Source organism: Nocardioides sp. NPDC023903 (genome assembly GCF_040639295.1).
Taxonomy (GTDB): domain Bacteria; phylum Actinomycetota; class Actinomycetes; order Propionibacteriales; family Nocardioidaceae; genus Nocardioides.
In genome coordinates, this window is sequence record NZ_JBEZZS010000001.1 from 621,918 (window position 1) to 639,751 (window position 17,834).

At 71.3% G+C, this 17,834-nt stretch carries 17 protein-coding genes; 9 read left to right on the forward strand and 8 right to left on the reverse strand.

Annotated features, from left to right (window positions below; genetic code table 11):
- Nucleotides 1-3 precede the first annotated feature (3 nt).
- From AB0F44_RS03010 to AB0F44_RS03040, 7 genes are all read right to left on the reverse strand, one after another.
- The gene (locus AB0F44_RS03010) at nt 4-1,002 is read right to left on the reverse strand and encodes a zinc-dependent alcohol dehydrogenase family protein (protein WP_357352502.1); all 999 of its coding nucleotides are present in this window, start codon (nt 1,000-1,002) and stop codon (nt 4-6) included.
- On the reverse strand, nt 1,002-3,746 hold the full coding sequence (locus AB0F44_RS03015) for a GNAT family N-acetyltransferase (protein WP_357352504.1): 2,745 nt from the start codon (nt 3,744-3,746) through the stop codon (nt 1,002-1,004). Before AB0F44_RS03015 ends, AB0F44_RS03010 begins: the two co-directional genes overlap by 1 nt.
- A 173-nt stretch (nt 3,747-3,919) precedes the next feature.
- Nucleotides 3,920-5,083: an ABC transporter permease gene (locus AB0F44_RS03020; protein WP_357352506.1), complete on the reverse strand. Its 1,164-nt coding sequence runs from the start codon at nt 5,081-5,083 to the stop codon at nt 3,920-3,922.
- Nucleotides 5,080-6,255 (reverse strand): ABC transporter permease, encoded by a 1,176-nt coding sequence (locus AB0F44_RS03025; protein ID WP_357352508.1) that lies wholly within the window; start codon nt 6,253-6,255, stop codon nt 5,080-5,082. The genes AB0F44_RS03020 and AB0F44_RS03025 overlap by 4 nt, the downstream gene beginning before the upstream one ends.
- A 2-nt stretch (nt 6,256-6,257) precedes the next feature.
- Nucleotides 6,258-7,244, reverse strand: coding sequence for an ABC transporter ATP-binding protein (locus AB0F44_RS03030; protein WP_357352510.1), 987 nt, complete (start codon nt 7,242-7,244; stop codon nt 6,258-6,260).
- Nucleotides 7,241-8,125: a universal stress protein gene (locus AB0F44_RS03035; protein ID WP_357352512.1), complete on the reverse strand. Its 885-nt coding sequence runs from the start codon at nt 8,123-8,125 to the stop codon at nt 7,241-7,243. Before AB0F44_RS03035 ends, AB0F44_RS03030 begins: the two co-directional genes overlap by 4 nt.
- A 136-nt stretch (nt 8,126-8,261) precedes the next feature.
- On the reverse strand, nt 8,262-9,161 hold the full coding sequence (locus AB0F44_RS03040) for a carbamate kinase (RefSeq protein ID WP_357352514.1): 900 nt from the start codon (nt 9,159-9,161) through the stop codon (nt 8,262-8,264).
- A 186-nt stretch (nt 9,162-9,347) separates the two neighbouring features.
- Between AB0F44_RS03040 and AB0F44_RS03045 the strand changes: the two genes are divergently transcribed.
- From AB0F44_RS03045 to AB0F44_RS03075, 7 genes are all read left to right on the forward strand, one after another.
- On the forward strand, nt 9,348-9,944 hold the full coding sequence (locus AB0F44_RS03045; protein ID WP_357352516.1) for a CBS domain-containing protein: 597 nt from the start codon (nt 9,348-9,350) through the stop codon (nt 9,942-9,944).
- Nucleotides 9,945-9,951: 7 nt separating this feature from the next.
- Nucleotides 9,952-10,164 carry a hypothetical protein gene (locus AB0F44_RS03050; protein ID WP_357352518.1) on the forward strand — a complete coding sequence of 71 codons (213 nt, stop codon included), beginning with the start codon at nt 9,952-9,954 and terminating at the stop codon, nt 10,162-10,164.
- A gap of 4 nt (nt 10,165-10,168) precedes the next feature.
- Nucleotides 10,169-11,083, forward strand: coding sequence for a universal stress protein (locus AB0F44_RS03055; protein ID WP_357352520.1), 915 nt, complete (start codon nt 10,169-10,171; stop codon nt 11,081-11,083).
- A 58-nt stretch (nt 11,084-11,141) separates the two neighbouring features.
- Complete coding sequence (locus tag AB0F44_RS03060; RefSeq protein WP_357352522.1) at nt 11,142-11,831, forward strand: FCD domain-containing protein; 690 nt, start codon at nt 11,142-11,144, stop codon at nt 11,829-11,831.
- A complete protein-coding gene (locus AB0F44_RS03065) occupies nt 11,828-12,589 on the forward strand; it encodes a creatininase family protein (RefSeq protein ID WP_357352524.1) in 762 nt (253 codons plus the stop codon). The genes AB0F44_RS03060 and AB0F44_RS03065 overlap by 4 nt, the downstream gene beginning before the upstream one ends.
- Nucleotides 12,590-12,693: 104 nt before the next feature.
- On the forward strand, nt 12,694-13,674 hold the full coding sequence (locus AB0F44_RS03070) for a PHB depolymerase family esterase (RefSeq protein ID WP_357352526.1): 981 nt from the start codon (nt 12,694-12,696) through the stop codon (nt 13,672-13,674).
- 5 nt (nt 13,675-13,679) lie between these two features.
- Nucleotides 13,680-15,218, forward strand: coding sequence for an AbgT family transporter (locus tag AB0F44_RS03075; protein WP_357352528.1), 1,539 nt, complete (start codon nt 13,680-13,682; stop codon nt 15,216-15,218).
- A 64-nt stretch (nt 15,219-15,282) separates the two neighbouring features.
- Here AB0F44_RS03075 and AB0F44_RS03080 read toward each other — a convergent pair whose 3' ends face one another.
- A complete protein-coding gene (locus AB0F44_RS03080) occupies nt 15,283-15,978 on the reverse strand; it encodes a type 1 glutamine amidotransferase domain-containing protein (RefSeq protein ID WP_357352530.1) in 696 nt (231 codons plus the stop codon).
- Nucleotides 15,979-16,072: 94 nt separating this feature from the next.
- On the opposite strand from AB0F44_RS03080, the gene AB0F44_RS03085 reads away from it, so the two are divergent.
- Both AB0F44_RS03085 and AB0F44_RS03090 read left to right on the forward strand, forming a co-directional pair.
- Nucleotides 16,073-16,966 (forward strand): LysR family transcriptional regulator, encoded by an 894-nt coding sequence (locus AB0F44_RS03085; RefSeq protein ID WP_357352532.1) that lies wholly within the window; start codon nt 16,073-16,075, stop codon nt 16,964-16,966.
- Nucleotides 16,967-16,990: 24 nt separating this feature from the next.
- Nucleotides 16,991-17,809, forward strand: a complete 819-nt coding sequence (locus AB0F44_RS03090) for a sulfurtransferase (protein ID WP_357352534.1) — start codon at nt 16,991-16,993, stop codon at nt 17,807-17,809.
- The last annotated feature ends 25 nt before the right edge of the window (nt 17,810-17,834 follow it).

The following is a 17,834-nucleotide window of genomic DNA, read 5'->3' on the forward strand; positions in this document are numbered from 1 at the left end:
GCTTCATCTGGTCATGTCGAGCACCGCGACGCCCCGGACGCGGTCCTCGGCGAGGTCGGCGAGCGCCCGGTCGGCCTCGCTCATGGCGTACGGCGTGACCTCGGCGTGGATACCCAGCCGGCCGGCGAGCCTCAACAGCTCGACCCCGTCGGCCCTCGTGTTGGAGGTGACGCTGGTGAGCGTGCGCTCCCGGAAGAGATGGCGCTGATAGTCCAGCGGCGGGATGTCGGAGACGTGGATGCCTGCGACCGCGCAGGTTCCGGAGGCGCCGAGATCGGCGAGCGCGTCGCGTACGACCTCACCGGAGGGTGCGAACACGATCGCCGAGTCGAGTGGCGGTACGGCTCTGCCGGGCTCGACCGCGGAGGCAGCCCCGAGGTCGAGCGCGAGCCGGCGTGCCGCTTCTCCGCGCGTGACGACGTGCACCTCCGCGCCTTGGCGGATCGCGATCTGCGCGGTCAGGTGGGCGCTCGCGCCGAACCCGTAGAGGCCCAGGCGACCTCCCGGCGGGAGCGCCGCGCGCCGTAGCGCGCGGTATCCGATGATCCCCGCGCACAGCAGCGGCGCCGCCTGGAGCGGTTCCAGCGAGTCCGGGATCCGATAGGTGTATGAGGCGGGCGCGACGGCGTACTCGGCGTAGCCACCGTCGGCGTCCCACCCGGTGTAGCGCGACCGCTCACAGAGGTTCTCGGCGCCGGCTCGACACCATCGGCAGCGCCCGCAGGTCGAGCGCAACCACGGCACACCGACCCGTGTACCGACACGGGGACCGTCGATCTCATGATCGAAGCCAGCCAGCACCCGGCCCACGATCTCGTGCCCCGGCACGACCGGACTCCGGCGGGCGGGAAGATCGCCATCGACGACATGGAGGTCCGTCCGGCACACGCCGCACGCCTCCACTCCGATGAGGACCTCGCCCGAAGCCGGTTCGGGCACCGTGAGCTCGGCGACCGACAGGCGCCCGTCACCTGCCGTACGCCACCCCCGCATCGTCGCCATCAGGAACCCTCCCCCGCGGGCGGGCGCATGTTCCTGAGGTCGGGGTCGGGTGCCTGCGGAAGCGGGCGCAACCGCACCTTCGCGTCGACGACCGAGACGCCACGCTCGTGCACGATCACCGGGTTGAGGTCGATCTCGGCAACCTCCGGAACATCGTCGGCGAGGCGACCGAGGCAGACCAGGAGGTGCTCGACGGCGGCCGCGTCCAACCGGGGAGCGCCGCGGTAGCCGGAGAGCAGCGGCGCGGTGCGAAGCTCGGCGAGCGCTGCGGCGGCATCGGCACGGCTGAGTGGCGTGAGCCGGAAGCTGCGGTCGTCGATCAGCTCGGTGTACGTGCCGCCGTACCCCACCATGACCAGCGGCCCGAAGACCTCGTCCTGGGTGACGCCGGCGATCAGCTCAACCCCTTCGGGGACCTGGCGCTGGACGAGAAGGCCCGGGTGCTCGGTCGGGGTGCCGAGCAGCTCCTGCGCAGCGGAGCGCACCTCGTCGGAACCCTTCAGACCGACGCGCACACCGCCCACATCGGTGCGGTGCACGATGTCGGGATCGGCGATCTTGACCGCGACCGGGTACCCCAGCCATCCAGCGGCCTCGACGGCCGCCTCCGCATCGGCGGCGAGCACGCTCGGCAAGACCTCGATCCCGTACGCGGCGAGCAGCTGCCGCACGTCGGGCTCCGCCAGCCGGCCTCCTTCCGGCGCCACCGAAGACGTCCTGGTGATCACGTCACGAGCCGCCGCCCGGCTGCCGGGCGCCGCATCGGCGACGACTTGGCGTGGCTCGGCCCGCCACTCTGCGTAGGTGGCGATCGGGCCGAGCGCACGCGCTGCGTCCTCAGGGAACGCGAAGACGGGCACATGGTGGCTCCCGGCAGTGATCGGGCGAATCGGACCCCGCTGGTCGAGCACGACGGCCACGGTGGCGACCGGAACGGTGGCATCCCCCGGTGCGCGGCGCAACGCTGTGCGCAGCGCACGGGCAAAGGATGCGTACGAGAGCGCGGGCAACGCCGTGCGCAGCACGATCAGCATGTCGACCTCGCCGCTGCGGGCGATCGTCGAGACCACCTCGGAGTAGGCCTCTCCAGTGACTCCTGACCCGAGGTCGACCGGCATCTGCACCGACGACGCGTCGGGCACCGTCTCGCGGATCCTGGCCATCGTCTCGGCACTCAGCGTCGTCAGCTGCAGACCGGCGCGCTCGCAGGCATCAGCGGCCAGGATGCCCGGACCGCCGGCGTTGCTGACGATCCCCACCCGACGGCCGCCGGGCAGCGGCTGGTTGGCCAGCACGCTGGTCGTCTGCAGCAGCTGCTCGAGGCCTTCCACACCGATCACACCGCACTGCCGGAATAGTGCTTCCACCCCGGACGTGGACGTCACCGCCGCCGCAGTGTGACCGACGGCCGCCTGCCGACCGGTCCGGCTGCTGCCGCCCACCAGGGCGACGACCGGCTTGCGTACCGCAAGCCGCCTCGCCACCCGAGAGAACTTGCGTGGGTTGCCGAACGACTCCAGGTAGAGCGCGACCACGTCGCTGGCATCGTCCTCGGCGGCGTACATGAGCAGGTCGTTGGCGCTGACGTCGGCCTTGTTCCCCGAGGAGATGAAGGCCGACAGTCCGACACCGAGCTCGTGGGCCCGTTGCAGCGCGGCGATGCCCACCGCACCGGACTGCGCCATCATCGCCACTCGTCCGTGAGCCACGCTCGTCGGCGAGAACGTGGCGTTCAGGCGCACGTCGGGGTCGGTGTTGGCGATGCCGAGACAGTTGGGGCCCACCAGCCGCATGCCCGCCCTCCGGGCCACCACAAGGACCTCGTCCTGGAGCCGTCGTCCCTCCGGGCCCTCCTCGGCGAAGCCGCTGGCAAGGATCACCAGATTCCGTACGCCGCTGTCGGCACAGTCCCGCACGACCTCCAGCACCTGAGCGGCCGGCACCGCGACGATCGCCAGATCCACCGGTGCCACCTCGCGTATCGAGGAGCGACAGCCGAGCCCGAGCAGGTAGTCACTGTGCGGGTTGATGGGGTGGATGGTGCCGGTGAACCCGGCACGCAGCAGGTTGCGCACGACCTGGTGCCCCGCCCGGTCCACACGCCGGCTCGCCCCGATCACGGCCACGGAGCGCGGCCGCAGCAACGCGCGTAGAGAATCGGCGTCTGCCCGCTGCTCACGTGAGATCATCGCCTCGAGCACCCGATCGGTGAGCCGCACGGGGAAACGCAGCTCGACGGTCTCCTCATGCGGAATCGAGGTGATCTCGAACCCGGAGTTCCGAATGACGTCGAACGCAGCGGCATTGTCAGCCATCACGTACGCCACGAAGTCGGTCACCCCGGAGCCGGCCGCCGCGACGGCGAGATGCTCGAGCAGCAGGGTGGCCACGCCGCGTTGGGCATACCCTTCGGCAACGACCAGGTCCAGCTCGGCCTCCTCGTCGCGTCCCGTCTTCATGGCGGTCGCCAGCCCGACGACGTCACCGTCGACGGTCGCCAGCTTCCCGAACGCCTCGTCGCTGGTGAGCCGTGGCAGCAGGGAATCCACGAAGTGCACTCCGTCGTGGTGGCCGACGTGGAAGAACGGCTCGCCGCGATCGCCCTCGGAGCACGCATCGTGCAGCCGGACCAACCGGTCCCGGTCCCCTGCCACCGCATCACGCATGCGGGCGATCGTGCCGTCGCGCAGCAGCACGTCCTCCCAGCCCGGTCCCTGCACACCCAGCTCGATCCGAGCGGTCATCGTGCTACCCCCTGCCGTCGATCTCCGCACCCGCGCCACGGGACGCGTCGGGCCATCAACACCAGCGAACCGCCCGCGGCCCGCGCGCCGCGAGAGAACGGAGTCCGAAGGCTCTGGGCCGTACGTCCCCCAGGTACGAGGACGTTCGGCAGGCCGAGGTCAGCCCGACGTCCTCACCCGGCGAGGATCCGGCGGCGAAGCGCCCACGAGCCGAGCCCAAAGAGGGCTGCCGCGAACACGGCCAGCACCCCGAGCTGGGGCAGGACGTCGAGCAGCGTCCCGTCGTGACGCACCAGGGTGGCGAAGCCGTCAGCTGCCCAGGCGTGCGGCGTCAGGTGGGCGACGGTGAGCATCGTGGGCGAGAAGAACTCGAGCGGCATCATCGAGCCGCCCAGAGCAGAGATCCCCAGCCCGGCCAGGAGGCCGACCGCGGTCGACTGCTGGACGTTCATGGCAAGGGCTCCGAGCACCATGCCAGCTCCGCCGGCGACCGTCGCGAACAACAGCATCACCAGCGCCGCGGCGACCGGGTCGCCCCAGGAGACGCCGAAGAGCATGGCGGCGCCGAGCATGATGACCAGGCCCTGGACGACCGCGATCGCCACCCGCCCGAGAGCCTCCCCGGCCACGATGGTGGCGGCCCTGGTGGGCGTGGCGAACATCCGGCGAGCCACACCGAGACGCCGGGTCTCGATCAGCGACGCCGCTGACGTCATGGACGTGACGAAGATGAACAGCAGCAGCTGGCTGCTCGCGCCGAGATCGAAGCGGCCCAGATCCTCGGGCAGCGGTGCGGACCCGACCGAGGTGGTCGAGACGGCGACGTCGGCGACCTGGTCCGCGAACTCGTCGCCGCGGACGAGGTTGGCCCCGAACCCACCACCGAGCTCGTCCTGCAGAGTCGTGGCCACCCGGAGTCGGCCCGCCTGGTCGTCGACGACCGCCCGGACGATCATGCCGATCTGCTGTGCGCTCCGGTCGGACCTGGACAGGTACTGCACCGTGGTGTCCGCTCCGCTCGCGAGCCGGGTGTCGTACGTCTTCGGGATCACCACCGCCGCCTCGAGAGCGCCCTCCTCGACCGCCGCGACCGCCTCGGCGCGCGTGTCGAAGTGGCGTACGTCGATGCCGTCGGCGTCCTCGAAGGCGGCCACCAGATCGCCCGAGAGCGCGCCGGTCGCCGGTTGCACCACCCCGAGCCGAGGCTCGGACCCGCCGCCGAAGGCCAGGCCGAGCACCGCGATCATCAGCAACGGGAAGAGCACGAAGAAGAAGGCGTTGGTGCGGTCCCGCAGGAAGCGGTGCAGGTTGGTCCAGGCGATGGTGATCGCGCTCATGGCGCCACCACCCGTCCGGTCCGCAGCAGCGCGATCCCGAGGGTGACCGCGGCCATGCCCAGCAGCACCGCGACCGAGGGGAGCGCCTGGACGGCTCCGCCACCGCCTGCCAGGTCACCGAGCCCGCCCAGGAACCACGCGTGCGGGGTGACCAGGCTGAGGTTCGCCATCATGCCGCCGGCCTGACGCGCCGGGAAGAACGCGCCTCCGAGCAGGCCGAGGGTCACCGCGACGACAGCCTGCCAGGCTCCCGCCTGCTCGGAGGTTCGCGCCAGCGAGGCGATCACCGAGGCGATGCCGGTCCCGGCCAGCACCCCGGCGACGATCAGGAGCGCCACGCCGAGCGGATCGCCCCAGTCGGCGCCGAGCATCACCGAGCTGGCCACCATCAGGACCGTGAGGCTGACGATGCCGAGGACCAGGCTGGTGATCAGCTTTCCGACCAGGATCGCCCACCGTTGGACAGGTGCCGCGAGCAGGCGCGCCAGGGTGCCCTCGTCGCGCTCGTCGACCAGCGAGGAGACGCCGAACTGGACGGTGAACAGCAGGAAGAAGACCGCCATCGCGGCCGCGAAGTACGTCTTCGTGTCGAGCACTCGTGTGGTCGCCGAGACGTCCTCGAGCGCCACCGGCGTGACGCCGTGCACGGTCTCCTGCGCGACCCGCTCGATCTCGGCGGGCGTCAGGCCGGGCCGGGACGCCTGGACCGCGGCGACGCTCACCCGGGCCGCGTCGAGGCCCCGGACGTAGGAGCGGGCGACCGAGCGCGCCACCACGGTCCCGGTCGGGGAGTCGGCGCTGCCGACCACCCGCAGCTCGGCAGGGCGCGGACTCGCGACGTCCGCGGCGAATCCCGACGGCAGGACGAACGCCGCGTCCAGGTCGCCGTCCCGGACGCCGGCCCGTGCCTGCGCCTCATCGAGCTCGCGCACCTCGGCGACCCCCTGCTCCTGCAATGCGCCGAGGACCTCGTCGGTGAAGGTACGCGACACGGCACTGTGGTCCTGGTCGACGACGGCATACTCGAAGGCGCGTGGTGTGGACGCGGGCCCGAACAGCAGGCTGAAGATGGCGGCCAGCGCGAAGGGCACCACGACCGCGAGCAGGAAGGCGGACCGGTCCCGGGCACGCTGCCGAAGGTCCTTGGCCGCGATCAGCAGGCTGGCGTGCATCGTCAGTCCCGCAGCTTCTTGCCGGTGAGACGGAGGAAGACTGTCTCCAGATCCGGCTCCTCCACGGTGACCGACCGCACCGTGCCGTGGACGGCAGCCACCTCGATGACCTGCGGAAGCGCCGACTCGGCGTCCTGCACGAGCACGTCGACCTCGTCGCCGGACCCCGTCACCCGACTGGCGAGAGGGAGCTCGCGCAGGGCCTCGACGACCCGGGTCAGGTCGCCATCGACGGTGAGTCGGATGTGCTCGGACTCGCCGAGCTGCGCGGTCAGCTGCCGCGGCGTTCCTTCGGCGACCAGCCGGCCGAGGTCCATGATCGCGACCCGGTCGCAGAGGCGCTCGGCCTCCTCCATGTAGTGGGTCGTGTAGAGGACCCCCATGCCCTCCGTGCTGAGCCGCTCGACGCTGGCGAGGATCGCGTTGCGGCTCTGCGGGTCGACGCCCGCGGTGGGTTCGTCGAGCACCAGGAGGCGGGGCCGGTGGATGAGCCCGACCGCGATGTTGAGCCGGCGCTTCATGCCACCGGAGTACTTCTGGACCCGGTCGCCCGCGCGGTCGGTCAGCCCGACGATGTCGAGGACCTCCTCGACGCGGCTGCGGGCTTCGCGACGGCCGATCCGGTACAGCGAGGCGAAGAAGAGCAGGTTCTCCCGACCGGTCAGGTCCGGGTAGAGGGCGACCTCCTGGGGGACGTAGCCGATGGCCGCCTTGGCCGCGAGTGCGCCCGGATTCATCTCGACGCCCTCGACCAGCATCGAGCCGGAGTCGGCCTCCAGCACTCCCGCGACCATCGAGATGATGGTCGTCTTGCCGGCCCCGTTGGGGCCGAGGAGGCCGTACGTCTCACCGCTGCCGATGTGGAACGAGAAGCCGTCCACCGCCTTGACCGGTCCGAAGGACCGGTGGAGGTCGGTGCACCGCAGCACATCGGGTCTCGTCGGTGGAGCGTTCTCGGCCGCGTGCAGCGGCGAGGTCTCTACGTTCATGGCGCCTCGGGCGCGGGAGGAACCACCTCGACGGGGCAGCCGGCCTCCCGGAGCAGTGCGTGTCCGGTGCCGCCCAGACGCCGCAGCGGGAACGCATGACCGCGTCGGCCGATGACGAGCAGATCGGCCCCCTTCGACTCGTCGGCGAGGAGCTGGGCGGGCTGCCCCTGGCGGATCTGGATCCATGCCTCGGTCCCGACCGCGTGTGCTGCCAGGTTCCGCGCCCGATCGAGCGTCTGCATCAGGCGGTGACGAGCATCCGCCTCCCAGGCGGCCTGGTCGTGTTCCAGGGTCGTGTCGTAGAAGACGGCCGGCAGCTCCCAGGCGTGGACGAGCACCAGCTCGCCACCACGGTCGGCGGCCTCGCCCAACGCGTGCGCGACGAGCTCGGCGGAGGCATCCAGATCCGCGACGCCGACGACGATCCGGTAGGCGTCCTGACCGGGAGCCCATCCGGTCGGAACGACCACGACGGGCACCGGCGCCCGGGAGGCGACCCGGCCGGTCACCGAGCCGGTCACGATGCGGGTCAGACCGTGGCGACGCTCGTCGCCGAGCACCACCATCCGGGCGTCGGCGGCGACATGGACGAGCTCGGCGACCACACCGCCGTCCCGGAGCGTCGCGGTCACGTGGTCGGCACCGACGAGCTCGGCGGCCAGCTTCTCCGCCCGGTCCAGGACGGTCTCGCCGGCCTCACGCACCTGGTCCGCCAGCCCCGAATAGCCGTACGGGTAGAAGACACCGGTCGCCACCGCGAGGTCGACCACGTGGACGAGCCACAGGCCGGCGCCATCTCGCCGGGCCGCGGCGTAGCGGATCGCCGCTCGGCCGCCCTCTCCCCCGTCGACGGCGACCAGGATCCGGTCTTGCTCCGACATTTGCCCTCCTTGCGAGCACGGCACGCGCGTCCGGCTCCCGAGCCTCCAATCTCGTCGGGACGGCCCGACGTACGTCAGGGCCTTCAGGGCCACGCACGGAGGACCTAGGTCCGCTGAGTCCTCGCCGGCACCGGCGTCATCGCCGCAGCTGAGTGCCCGCCGTACCGGCGAGAACGCCGTCGATCTGGTCGAGAGAGCCGATCGCCGAGCGTCGGCCGGTCCGTCGGGTGAAGGCGCAGACGGCCTCGACCTTCGGTCCCATCGACCCCGCCGGGAACCACATCGAGGACAGCTCGGCGACGCTCACGTCGCGCAGCACCTTCTCCTCGGGACGGCCGAAGTCCCGGATGACGCCCTCGACGTCGGTGATGACGAGCAGCAGGTCGGCGCCGAGCCTCTCCGCGACGAGGGCAGCCGCCCGATCCTTGTCGACCACCGCGTCGACACTCTCGTAGCGCCCGTCTCGATCCACGACCGGCACTCCCCCGCCACCGGCGAGCACGACCGTCACACCCGCGTCGAGGAGACGCTCAGCCACGGGGAGCTCGACGATGTCACACGGAAGCGGGGAGGCGACGACGCGTCGCCAGCCACCGCGGTCGGCCCGGACGGTCCAGCCGTATCTGCCCGCGAAACGGCGCGCCGACAGCTCGTCGTAGACCTGGCCGATGAACTTGGTCGGCACCTGGAACGCCCCGTCCTCCGGATCCACGACGGTCTGGCTGACGAGCGTCACCACCTCGCCGGCCATCTCGGCGAGCAGAGCCTGCTGGAGCCAGAGCCCGATGAGGCCCTGGGACTCCGCGACGAGGTCGGCCAGCGGATAGGGCTCCGAGAGGCTGGGGTCCGAGCCGCTCTCGAGTGCCAGCAGGCCGACCTGGGGGCCGTTGCCATGGACCAGTACGACCTGGTGCTCGCGAGCGATATCCGCCAGCGCGGTCGCCGCCGCGGCCACGTGCCGGCGCTGGGGTGCCGCATCCGGCCGCTCGCCACGCCGCAGCAGGGCGTTGCCGCCAATGGCGACGACGATCCTCACCTAGGCCCCTCCCCTCGGATGGTCGTGGACGGTTCCAGCACACTCCGATCGCGATCTCCGCAGGAGTGCCGAAGGTCTCCCCGACTCGGGACCTTGCGCTCATGACCGACCTTCTCGGCCGGACGAGGCTGGCGCTATGAAAGCCCAGCACTCGCAGCGGGGATGACCATGCTCGTTCGAGAGATCATGACCCCGTCCCCCGTCACCGCACGGAGAGAGACTCCCGTCAGGGAGGCGCTCGCCCTGCTCCGTGACCACCACATCACGGCCCTGCCGGTGGTGACCTCCGTGGGCCGCGTCTGTGGTGTCGTCGCCGAGATCGACCTGATCCGCGACCGCGTCTTGCAGGACCCTCGCGCGCATGTGCTCCCGCCGGCGCCGGTGACCGAGCGGCCCGCGGCGTACGTCGAAGACGTGATGAATCCGGTGACGATCGCCGTGCGAGCGAGCGCAGAGGTCGCCGTGGCGGTCGACATCATGGCCGACCGGTCGTTGAAGAGCCTCCCGGTCCTGGATGACGACGACGTTCTCGTCGGGGTCATCAGCCGCAGCGACGTGGCCAGCGCGCTGGCCCGCGACGACGACACGATGGTCCGGGACCTGACGGCGCTCGTCACCGAGCTCGGTCACCCCGACTGGGTCGTCGACGTCGCAGACGGCGGTGCCGTGATCTTCGGACCGGCGACACCCAAGGAGCGCGCCCTGGCCGAGTCCGCCGCAGCGACCGTCCCGGGAGTCACCCGGATACGTACCGACTCGCAGCAACCACACACCGAGGAGTGAACACACCATGAAACGCATCCTGATCCCAGCAGCAGCGGCGGCAGTAGCCTCCCTCGCGCTTGTCGCCCCGGCATCGGCAGCCACCGGGGACGGGCAGGAGTTCGGGCACCACGTCGTCCACTGCGCTCAGGCCGTGGGCTTCGACGGCTCACACAACCCGGGCATGCACCAGGGTCGCCGCGGCTTCACCGCGGATCACATGTGCATGATGGCCGGCTGAGCTGATGTCCGCCGACATCGCACCCGCTCCCATCGTCGTCGGCGTCCTCGATCCCGAGGTCGAGACGGCACTTCTGGAGTACGCCGGACGGCTGGCCGCGACCAGCGGCCACCCGTTGCGCCTGGTGCACGTCTTTCAGGCGAACGTCCTGTTCGGAGATCCCATCCTCGGTCTCCCCGGCGCGATGCAGCCGCAGTCGATGATCATCGATGACTCCGCGGTCGGGCGGATGGCCGAAGAGCTGCTCGGTGAGGCCACCGCGGTCGCCCGGGACGTCGTCGCCGGAGCCGTCGATGTCTCCGGCGAGCTGTTGCGCGGCCACGCGGCCCACGTCCTGATCGAGGAGTCGGAGGACGCACACCGAGTCGTGATCCAGCGCCGCGGGTTCTCTCGCATCCGCCGGATCTTCACTGGATCGATCTCCTCCCGGGTCACGACGCACGCCCACTGCCCCGTCACCGTGGTCCCCGAAGACTGGTCGGCCGAGGGCCGCGCCGGAGTCGTCGTCGGCGTCAGTGACGACAAGAGCGACATGCAGCTGCTGGGTCACGCCCTCCATGAGGCGACCCGGCTGGGTGAGCCCGTCACGATGCTCCACGGTCTCGACCTCCCGGCCCTTCACGGGGACCTGGTCGACCACACCACCACCCGGGACTGGACGGCGCGTGGCGAGCAATATCTGGCAGATCTCGTCGTGAAGGCCCGCGACCAGGTCCCGGAGCATCCCCAGACACCCCTCGCGACCCGCGTCTTCGCGGACGCCCCGGCCGACGCCTTGGTGGCCGCGAGCGAGGAGGCCCGTCTCGTCGTCGTGGGACGAGCCTCGCATCTCAACGCGTTCCCACACCTGGGCGGGGTGACCCGCGCACTGCTTCGCGAGGCGGGCTGCCCGGTCGAGGTCCTTCCGCTGCCGAGCTGACGGACTGCGCGGCAAGAGGTCTTGACGCACAATTCAATAAGTGATTTAGTCACTTAGTGTGACCAGCAACACATCATCGCTCTCTGAACGCATCGCCGACGGGATCGTCGCCATGATCGAGGCCGCGGGCCTGGAGCCGGGCGACGCCCTGGCCTCCTCGCGCGAGCTGGCCAAACGGTTCGAGGTGACTACACCGACGATCCGGGAGGCGCTGCGCCGCCTGGAGGCGACCGACGTGATCCGCTTCCGGCACGGATCGGGCACCTACGTGAGCGGCGGGGTGAACCGGCGCCTGCTGGTCAACCCGCATGTCTCGGAGTCGCGCAGCGAGTCGGTCCTCGAACTCCTCGACGCCAGGATCGTGCTCGAGCCGCCGGTCGCGGCGGCCGCGGCCTCAGCGCGCACCGACGACGACCTGGCCGCGCTGACGCTCTCGGCCGACAACTCGCTCAAGCCGCAGTTCGCCGACGAGCGGCCCGAGCTGCACTTCCACGTCGCGCTCGCCGGCGCCTCGGGCAACCTGCTGCTGCGCGAGACCGTCGAGGCGCTGCTCCAGGTGAGGGCCCGCGACCAGATCGAGATCCGTCACCGCTACACCGACCGCGACCGCGACCACGCCGACCACCTCCGGATCGTCGAGTCCGTACGCGACGGGGACCCCGATGCCGCGGCCGCCCTGACCCGCGAGCACCTGCTCGCGATCCGCGAGGCGATCGCCTCCACCCTCGGTCCGGAGCAGGCCCGATGACCGCGATGCTCGCCGAGATGACCACCCTCGAGGCCGCAGCGGCCGCAGAGAGCGGGACGGTCGTGGTGATCCCCGTCGGCGCCTTCGAGCAGCACGGCGCCGGACTCCCGCTGGCCACCGATCAGATCCGCGCCGAGGCCGTCGCCGATGCGGTCGCCGAGGCCCTGCCCGGCAAGGTCGTCATCGGGCCCGGCGTACCGGTCGGCGTCTCCCCCCACCACCAGGCCTTCGCCGGCACGGTGAGCCTGCGCCCGGCGCTGTTCGCCGCCGTAGTACGTGAGTACGTCGAGTCGCTGGCCGTCCACGGCTGGCGCCGGTTCTTGGTGGTGACCGGGCACGGCGGCAACAACGCCACCCTCGGCACCCTGGCCCAGGAGCTGCTGCGCGACCGGCCCGACCTGGAGCTCGCCTGGGCGCCGGTGACCGTGCTGGCCAGGGACGCCGTGGCCGCGATGGAGCTCAGCCCGGTGTCCGGTCACAGTGGCGAGGCGGAGACCGCCCAGATGCTGCACATCGCCCCCCATCTCGTACGCCACGACCTGCTCGCCCCGGGCACCACCTCGCCCGACGAGCTCGACCCGTTCGCCCGGCTGGCCCGCTCGGTGAACCACCCCGCCGTGGCCCTCCCCTACGACCGCCTCTCCCTCAGCGGCGTGCTCGGCGACCCGCGTCGCGCCACCGCCGAGGACGGCCGCGCCATCCTCGCCGAGGCCACCGACCGCATCGTCGCCTTCATCAAGGAGTGGCTCGACACCTAGGCCACCCGCCCCATCCAGCTCGGGACCCGACCGGGACGCACACCGCGTCGCCGGGCGATCCAGCACACCCGAAAACGCACCGACCTGCCCCGAAGGAGCACCCCATGTCCCCACGACAATCCCGCCTCCTGGCCCCGGCCGTCGCGGTCGCGGCGGTGGCCGCGCTGTCCCTGGCACCGACCGCCACCTCCGCCCTCACCCACGCCGCAGGCCAAGGCCGATCGGCTGGCGAGAGCACCCCAGCGCCCTGCGCCAAACCCACGGACCAGGAGTCCGACAGCAGCCAGAAGTACGAGCTGACCAGCGGCGACATCGAGCGCAGCTACGTACTCCGCCTGCCCGAGGGCTACGACCGGCGCGCGGACTGGCCGCTGATCGTCGCCTATCACGGCCGCGGCAGCACCGGCGTCGAGGTCGAGGGCTACTCCGAGCTCTCCGACCTCCCGGCCGTGGTCGCCTACCCCGACGGCGCGATCGGCACCGGCTCGGGCTATCGCAACGCCTGGCAGGGCGCACCGTACGAGGCGCCCGGCGTCGACGACGTCGCCTTCACCAGCGACCTGCTCGCCGCCATCGAGGCCGACCACTGCATCGACACGACCCGCGTCTATGCCACCGGGAAGTCCAACGGCGCCGGCCTGGCCGCCCTGCTCGCCTGCCAGCTACCGGACACGTTCGCCGCCGTCGCCCCCGTCGCGCCCGCCCTCTACCCGGGCACCCGGACCGGCTGCGCCGAGGCACCGCCGACCCCGATCCTGGAGATCCACGGTGTCGCGGACGCGACCATCCCCTATGCGGGCGACGCCGACCGTGACCTGCCCGCGATCCCGGAGTGGTTGCAGGGCTGGGCCGACCACAACGGCTGCACCGCATCCGCCACGCGCACCAACCGCGACGTCGAGACCACCCGATGGACCGGGTGCGACCAGGGCGCCGAGGTCCAGCACGTCGCCGTCGACGGCGGCGGCCACGTCTGGCCGGGTGGCGACATCTACTCAGGTGGCGGTCACGTCACCCACACCATCGAGTCCGCGACGGTGATCTGGGACTTCTTCTCCCGCCACCGCCTCACCAGCGAAGGGTGACTCCCATGACCAGCACCGCAACCACCACCAGCGACAGGCTGCCGTGGATCATCCGCGCCATGGGCGTGGTCGAGCGCGTCGGCAACGCTCTGCCGCACCCGTTCTGGCTCTTCTGGATCCTCGCCGCGATCCTCGCCGTGATCAGTGCGATCTGCGCCGCCGCCGGAGTCTCGGTCATCTCCCCCAGCGACGGGGAGGAGGTCGTCGTACAGAGCCTGCTCAGCGGCGAGGGCCTGGCGATGGTGGTCTCCACGATGGTCTCCAACTTCGCCGAGTTCCCGCCGATGGCGACCATCGTCGTGGTCATCATGGGCGTCGCCGTCGCCGAGCGCACCGGCTTCCTCACCGCCGCGATGAAGACCGGCATCTCCCGGGTGCCCGTGGGCTGGGTGGTCTTCGCCGTCGCGTTCACCGGAACCGTCGCCCACGTGGCCTCGGCGGCTGCGTACATCATCCTGGTCCCGCTCGGCGGCCTCGCCTTCCGGGCCGTGGGGCGCTCCCCGATCCTCGGGATCGTGGTCGCCTACACCGCGATCGCGAGCGGGTACGACGCCAGCCCGATCCCCACGCCCAACGACGCGATCTTCGCCGGCATCACCACCGCCGCGGCTCAGATCGTCGACGAGAGCGCGTACGTCTCCCCCGTCAGCAACTGGTTCTTCAACATCGCCTCCTCGATCCTGCTGGCCGCGGTGATCACCCTGATGACCAAGTTCGTGCTCTCCAAGCGGCCCGACCTCGACGCCGACGAGGACGCCGACGACGGCGACTTCGGCTCGCTCGAGCTCGACGGCCGTGAGCGCCGGGCGCTGCGCTGGTCACTGGTGACCCTGCTGGCCGCGATCGTGGTCATCGCCGCCATCGTGATCCCGCCGTCCTCTCCCCTGCGCGGCGAGGACGGGTCGCTGACCGAGTCGCCGTTCCTCACCGGCATCGCCGCGGTCGTCGCCCTCCTCTTCGGCCTCGCCGGCACCGTGTACGGCACGCTGTCCGGTTCGATCACCAAGGCCGGCGACGTGCCCGCGCTGATGGGCCAAGGGATCAAGCAGATGGCGCCGGTGCTGGTGCTCTTCTTCGCGATCGCCCAGTTCCTGGCGTACTTCGAATGGTCCAACCTCGGCGACGTCCTCGCGGTCAACTCCGCCGAGGCGCTCGAGACCAGCAACATCCCGGTATGGGTGGTCTTCCTCCTCGTCCTGGCGCTGCTGAGCATCGTCAACATCATGGTCACCAGCGGCTCGGCGATGTGGTCCATCGCCGCGCCCGTCCTGGTGCCGATGCTGATGCTGCTCTCGGTGCCGCCGGAGACCACCCAGGCGCTCTTCCGCATCGCCGACTCCGGCTCCACCGCGATCACCCCGATGAGCCCCTACTTCGTGATGGCCCTCGGCTTCCTGCAGCGCTACCGCAAGGACGCCGGCATCGGCACCCTCGCCTCCTACACCCTGCCGCTGGCCATCGCGATGAGCCTCGCCTGGACCGCTCTGTTCTTCCTCTGGTGGGCCCTCGGCATCCCGCTCGGCCCGGGTGCTCCGGTCCGCTGACCTCCGACGACGAGGCCCGGCGACCTGCTGAGGTCGCCGGGCCTTGTCACGTCTCGGGAGTGGATCAGGCGAGCTGCTCCAGGAGCGCCTTCGCGGTCGAAACGCTGGACTGCGGGTTCTGTCCGGTGATCAGGGTGCCGTCGACGATCACGGTGTCGCTCCAGGGGTCACCGACCTCGACGATCCCGCCGGCCGTACGCATCCGCTGCTCGACCGAGAACGGGATGCTGTCGCCGTAGCCACCCTGCTGCTCCTCGGTGTCGGTGAACCCGGTCATCCGACGTCCACCGAAGAGCCAGCCTCCTTCGCCGGTCGCGGCGAGAAGGCCGGCGACGCCGTGGCAGAGCGCGACGACCGGTCGGCCGGCGGAGTCGGTGGCGGTCAGGAGCGCGGCGAGCGAGGCGTCCTCGACGAGGTCCGTCATCGGGGCGTGGCCGCCGGGGATGTAGACGGCGTCGTACGCGGCCGGGTCGATGTCGGCGAGATCGAGCGGGTGGGCGAGCTCCTTCTCGAGGGTGTCGAGGTAGGCACCGAAGCGCTCGGCGTCCTCGGGCTGGACGCCGCCCTGCTCGCTGAGCGAGAGCGCGTCGACGGTCGGCGCCTTGCCGCCCGGAGTGGCGATGTCGATCTCGACGCCGGCTCCGGCGAGCGTCTCGTGAGAGGCGGCGACCTCCTCGGCCCAGTAGCCGGTCGGGTGCTCGGTGCCGTCGGCGAGGACGAGGGTATCGGCCGCCGAGACGACCATCAGTACGCGTGTCATGAGTTTCTTCCTTCTTGTTCGGTTCGGTGATGACGTAACGACGACCTGCTCCCACTTCACTCCCGAACCCAACCGTGCGGTCATAATGATTTCTATGACCTCGCTCGACCTCTGGGAAGCGTTCGTGCACGCCTACCGGGAACGCTCGATCAGCGCCGCAGCCCGTCGTCTCGATCTCACCCAGCCCGCGGTGACCGCCCGGATCCGCAAGCTCGAGCACGATCTCGGCGCGACCCTGTTCGAGCGCTCCCGCACCGGGCTGGTGCCGACCGGGCGAGCGGACGCACTCGCCGCCCGGATCACGCCGCTGGTCGATCGGCTTCGCGGCGCCGTCGGCACCGAGCCCGCGATCGGCCCCGCGAGCATCCGGATCGGCGGCGCCGCCGACGTGATGGCCACCAGGATCGTGCCGGCCCTCGCCCCGCTCGTACGCGACGGCCTCGACGTCTCGGTGACCACCGGCCTGGCGCCGGACCTGCTCGACGACCTGGCCGGCGAGCGCCTCGATCTCGTCGTCTCCTCCGTACGCCCTGGCGACGAGCGGCTGCGGTCGGCCGTGCTGGTCGACGAGGAGTTCCTCCTGGTCGCGTCGCCGGCGGTCGCGGCACAGATCGATCCCGCCGACCTGGAGCAGGACCCGGTGCGCGCGCTCGCGGCCGTACCGCTGGCGGCCTACTCCCCCGACCTCCCGATCATCCGGCGCTACTGGCTCACCGAGTTCGACGAGCGCCCCACCAACCGCACCGCGCTCGTCCTGCCCGACCTGCGCGGCATCCTCCGCGCCGTCGTCGCCGGCATCGGGGCCTCGGTGCTCCCCCGCTACCTGGTCGACGGAGCCCTCGCCGACGGCACTGTCGTACGCCTCCACGAACCCAGGCTCGGCCCGCTCAACACCCTCTGGCTCGTCACCGGCCCCAGCGCGCCACCGGCCGCCGTCCACGTCTGCCGACACCTGAGCGCCGAAGCCGCCGGATGGGCCAGCACCTGACCGCTTTCCTGAAAGACTTCCCCTGTGAACGTACTCATCGACGCCGACGAGCTCGCGACCGCGCTCGCGTCCGACCAGCCCCCGGTCCTCCTCGACGTACGCTGGCAGCTCGGCGGCCCGCCCGGACACCAGTCCTATCTCGAGGGCCACATCCCCGGCGCCGTCTACGTCGACCTCGACACCGAGCTGGCCCGCCACGGCGAGCCCACCGACGGCCGCCACCCCCTCCCCGAGCTCGCGAACCTGCAGACCGCCGCCCGACGGTGGGGCATCTCCGAAGGTGACACCGTGGTCGCCTACGACGCCGTCGGAAACACCTCCGCCGCTCGCGCCTGGTGGCTGCTGCGCTGGGCGGGCGTCGCCGACGTACGCCTCCTCGACGGTGCCCTCGGCGCCTGGACCTCCGCCGGGCACCCGCTGGCCACCGACGACGTCGCGCCTGCGCCTGGCACGGTGACGCTCACCCCGGGCCACCTGCCGGTCCTGCCGTTCGAGCAGGTCGAGGCGTACGAGGGTCTTCTGCTCGACGCCCGTGCCGCCGAGCGCTACCGCGGCGAGGTCGAGCCCGTCGACCCGAAGGCCGGGCACATCCCCGGCGCGGTCTCCGCACCGACCGCCGACAACCTCGGCCCCGACGGCAGATTCCGACCAGTCGAGGAGCTCCGGGCCCGGTTCGCCGCGCTCGGCGTCGAGGCCGGCTCGCCGGTGACCGCCTACTGCGGCTCCGGTGTCACCGCTGCCCACGAGGTCGCCGCACTGGCGATCGCCGGCTACGACGCCGCGCTCTACCCCGGCTCGTGGAGCCAGTGGAGCAACCACGACCTCCCGGTGGAGACCGGCTAGCTCGACAGCAATGGCCTTGACCTCA

What these genes read in the sequence shown, in the direction of transcription:
- AB0F44_RS03075 (WP_357352528.1), top strand. Translation starts at nt 13,680, where the DNA reads ATGACCAGCACCGCAACCACCACCAGCGACAGGCTGCCGTGGATCATC.
- AB0F44_RS03080 (WP_357352530.1), bottom strand. Translation starts at nt 15,978, where the DNA reads ATGACACGCGTACTGATGGTCGTCTCGGCGGCCGATACCCTCGTCCTC.
- AB0F44_RS03065 (WP_357352524.1), top strand. Translation starts at nt 11,828, where the DNA reads ATGACCGCGATGCTCGCCGAGATGACCACCCTCGAGGCCGCAGCGGCC.
- AB0F44_RS03045 (WP_357352516.1), top strand. Translation starts at nt 9,348, where the DNA reads ATGACCCCGTCCCCCGTCACCGCACGGAGAGAGACTCCCGTCAGGGAG.
- AB0F44_RS03035 (WP_357352512.1), bottom strand. Translation starts at nt 8,125, where the DNA reads ATGTCGGAGCAAGACCGGATCCTGGTCGCCGTCGACGGGGGAGAGGGC.
- AB0F44_RS03030 (WP_357352510.1), bottom strand. Translation starts at nt 7,244, where the DNA reads ATGAACGTAGAGACCTCGCCGCTGCACGCGGCCGAGAACGCTCCACCG.
- AB0F44_RS03070 (WP_357352526.1), top strand. Translation starts at nt 12,694, where the DNA reads ATGTCCCCACGACAATCCCGCCTCCTGGCCCCGGCCGTCGCGGTCGCG.
- AB0F44_RS03015 (WP_357352504.1), bottom strand. Translation starts at nt 3,746, where the DNA reads ATGACCGCTCGGATCGAGCTGGGTGTGCAGGGACCGGGCTGGGAGGAC.
- AB0F44_RS03055 (WP_357352520.1), top strand. Translation starts at nt 10,169, where the DNA reads ATGTCCGCCGACATCGCACCCGCTCCCATCGTCGTCGGCGTCCTCGAT.
- AB0F44_RS03025 (WP_357352508.1), bottom strand. Translation starts at nt 6,255, where the DNA reads ATGCACGCCAGCCTGCTGATCGCGGCCAAGGACCTTCGGCAGCGTGCC.
- AB0F44_RS03050 (WP_357352518.1), top strand. Translation starts at nt 9,952, where the DNA reads ATGAAACGCATCCTGATCCCAGCAGCAGCGGCGGCAGTAGCCTCCCTC.
- AB0F44_RS03020 (WP_357352506.1), bottom strand. Translation starts at nt 5,083, where the DNA reads ATGAGCGCGATCACCATCGCCTGGACCAACCTGCACCGCTTCCTGCGG.
- AB0F44_RS03085 (WP_357352532.1), top strand. Translation starts at nt 16,073, where the DNA reads ATGACCTCGCTCGACCTCTGGGAAGCGTTCGTGCACGCCTACCGGGAA.
- AB0F44_RS03010 (WP_357352502.1), bottom strand. Translation starts at nt 1,002, where the DNA reads ATGGCGACGATGCGGGGGTGGCGTACGGCAGGTGACGGGCGCCTGTCG.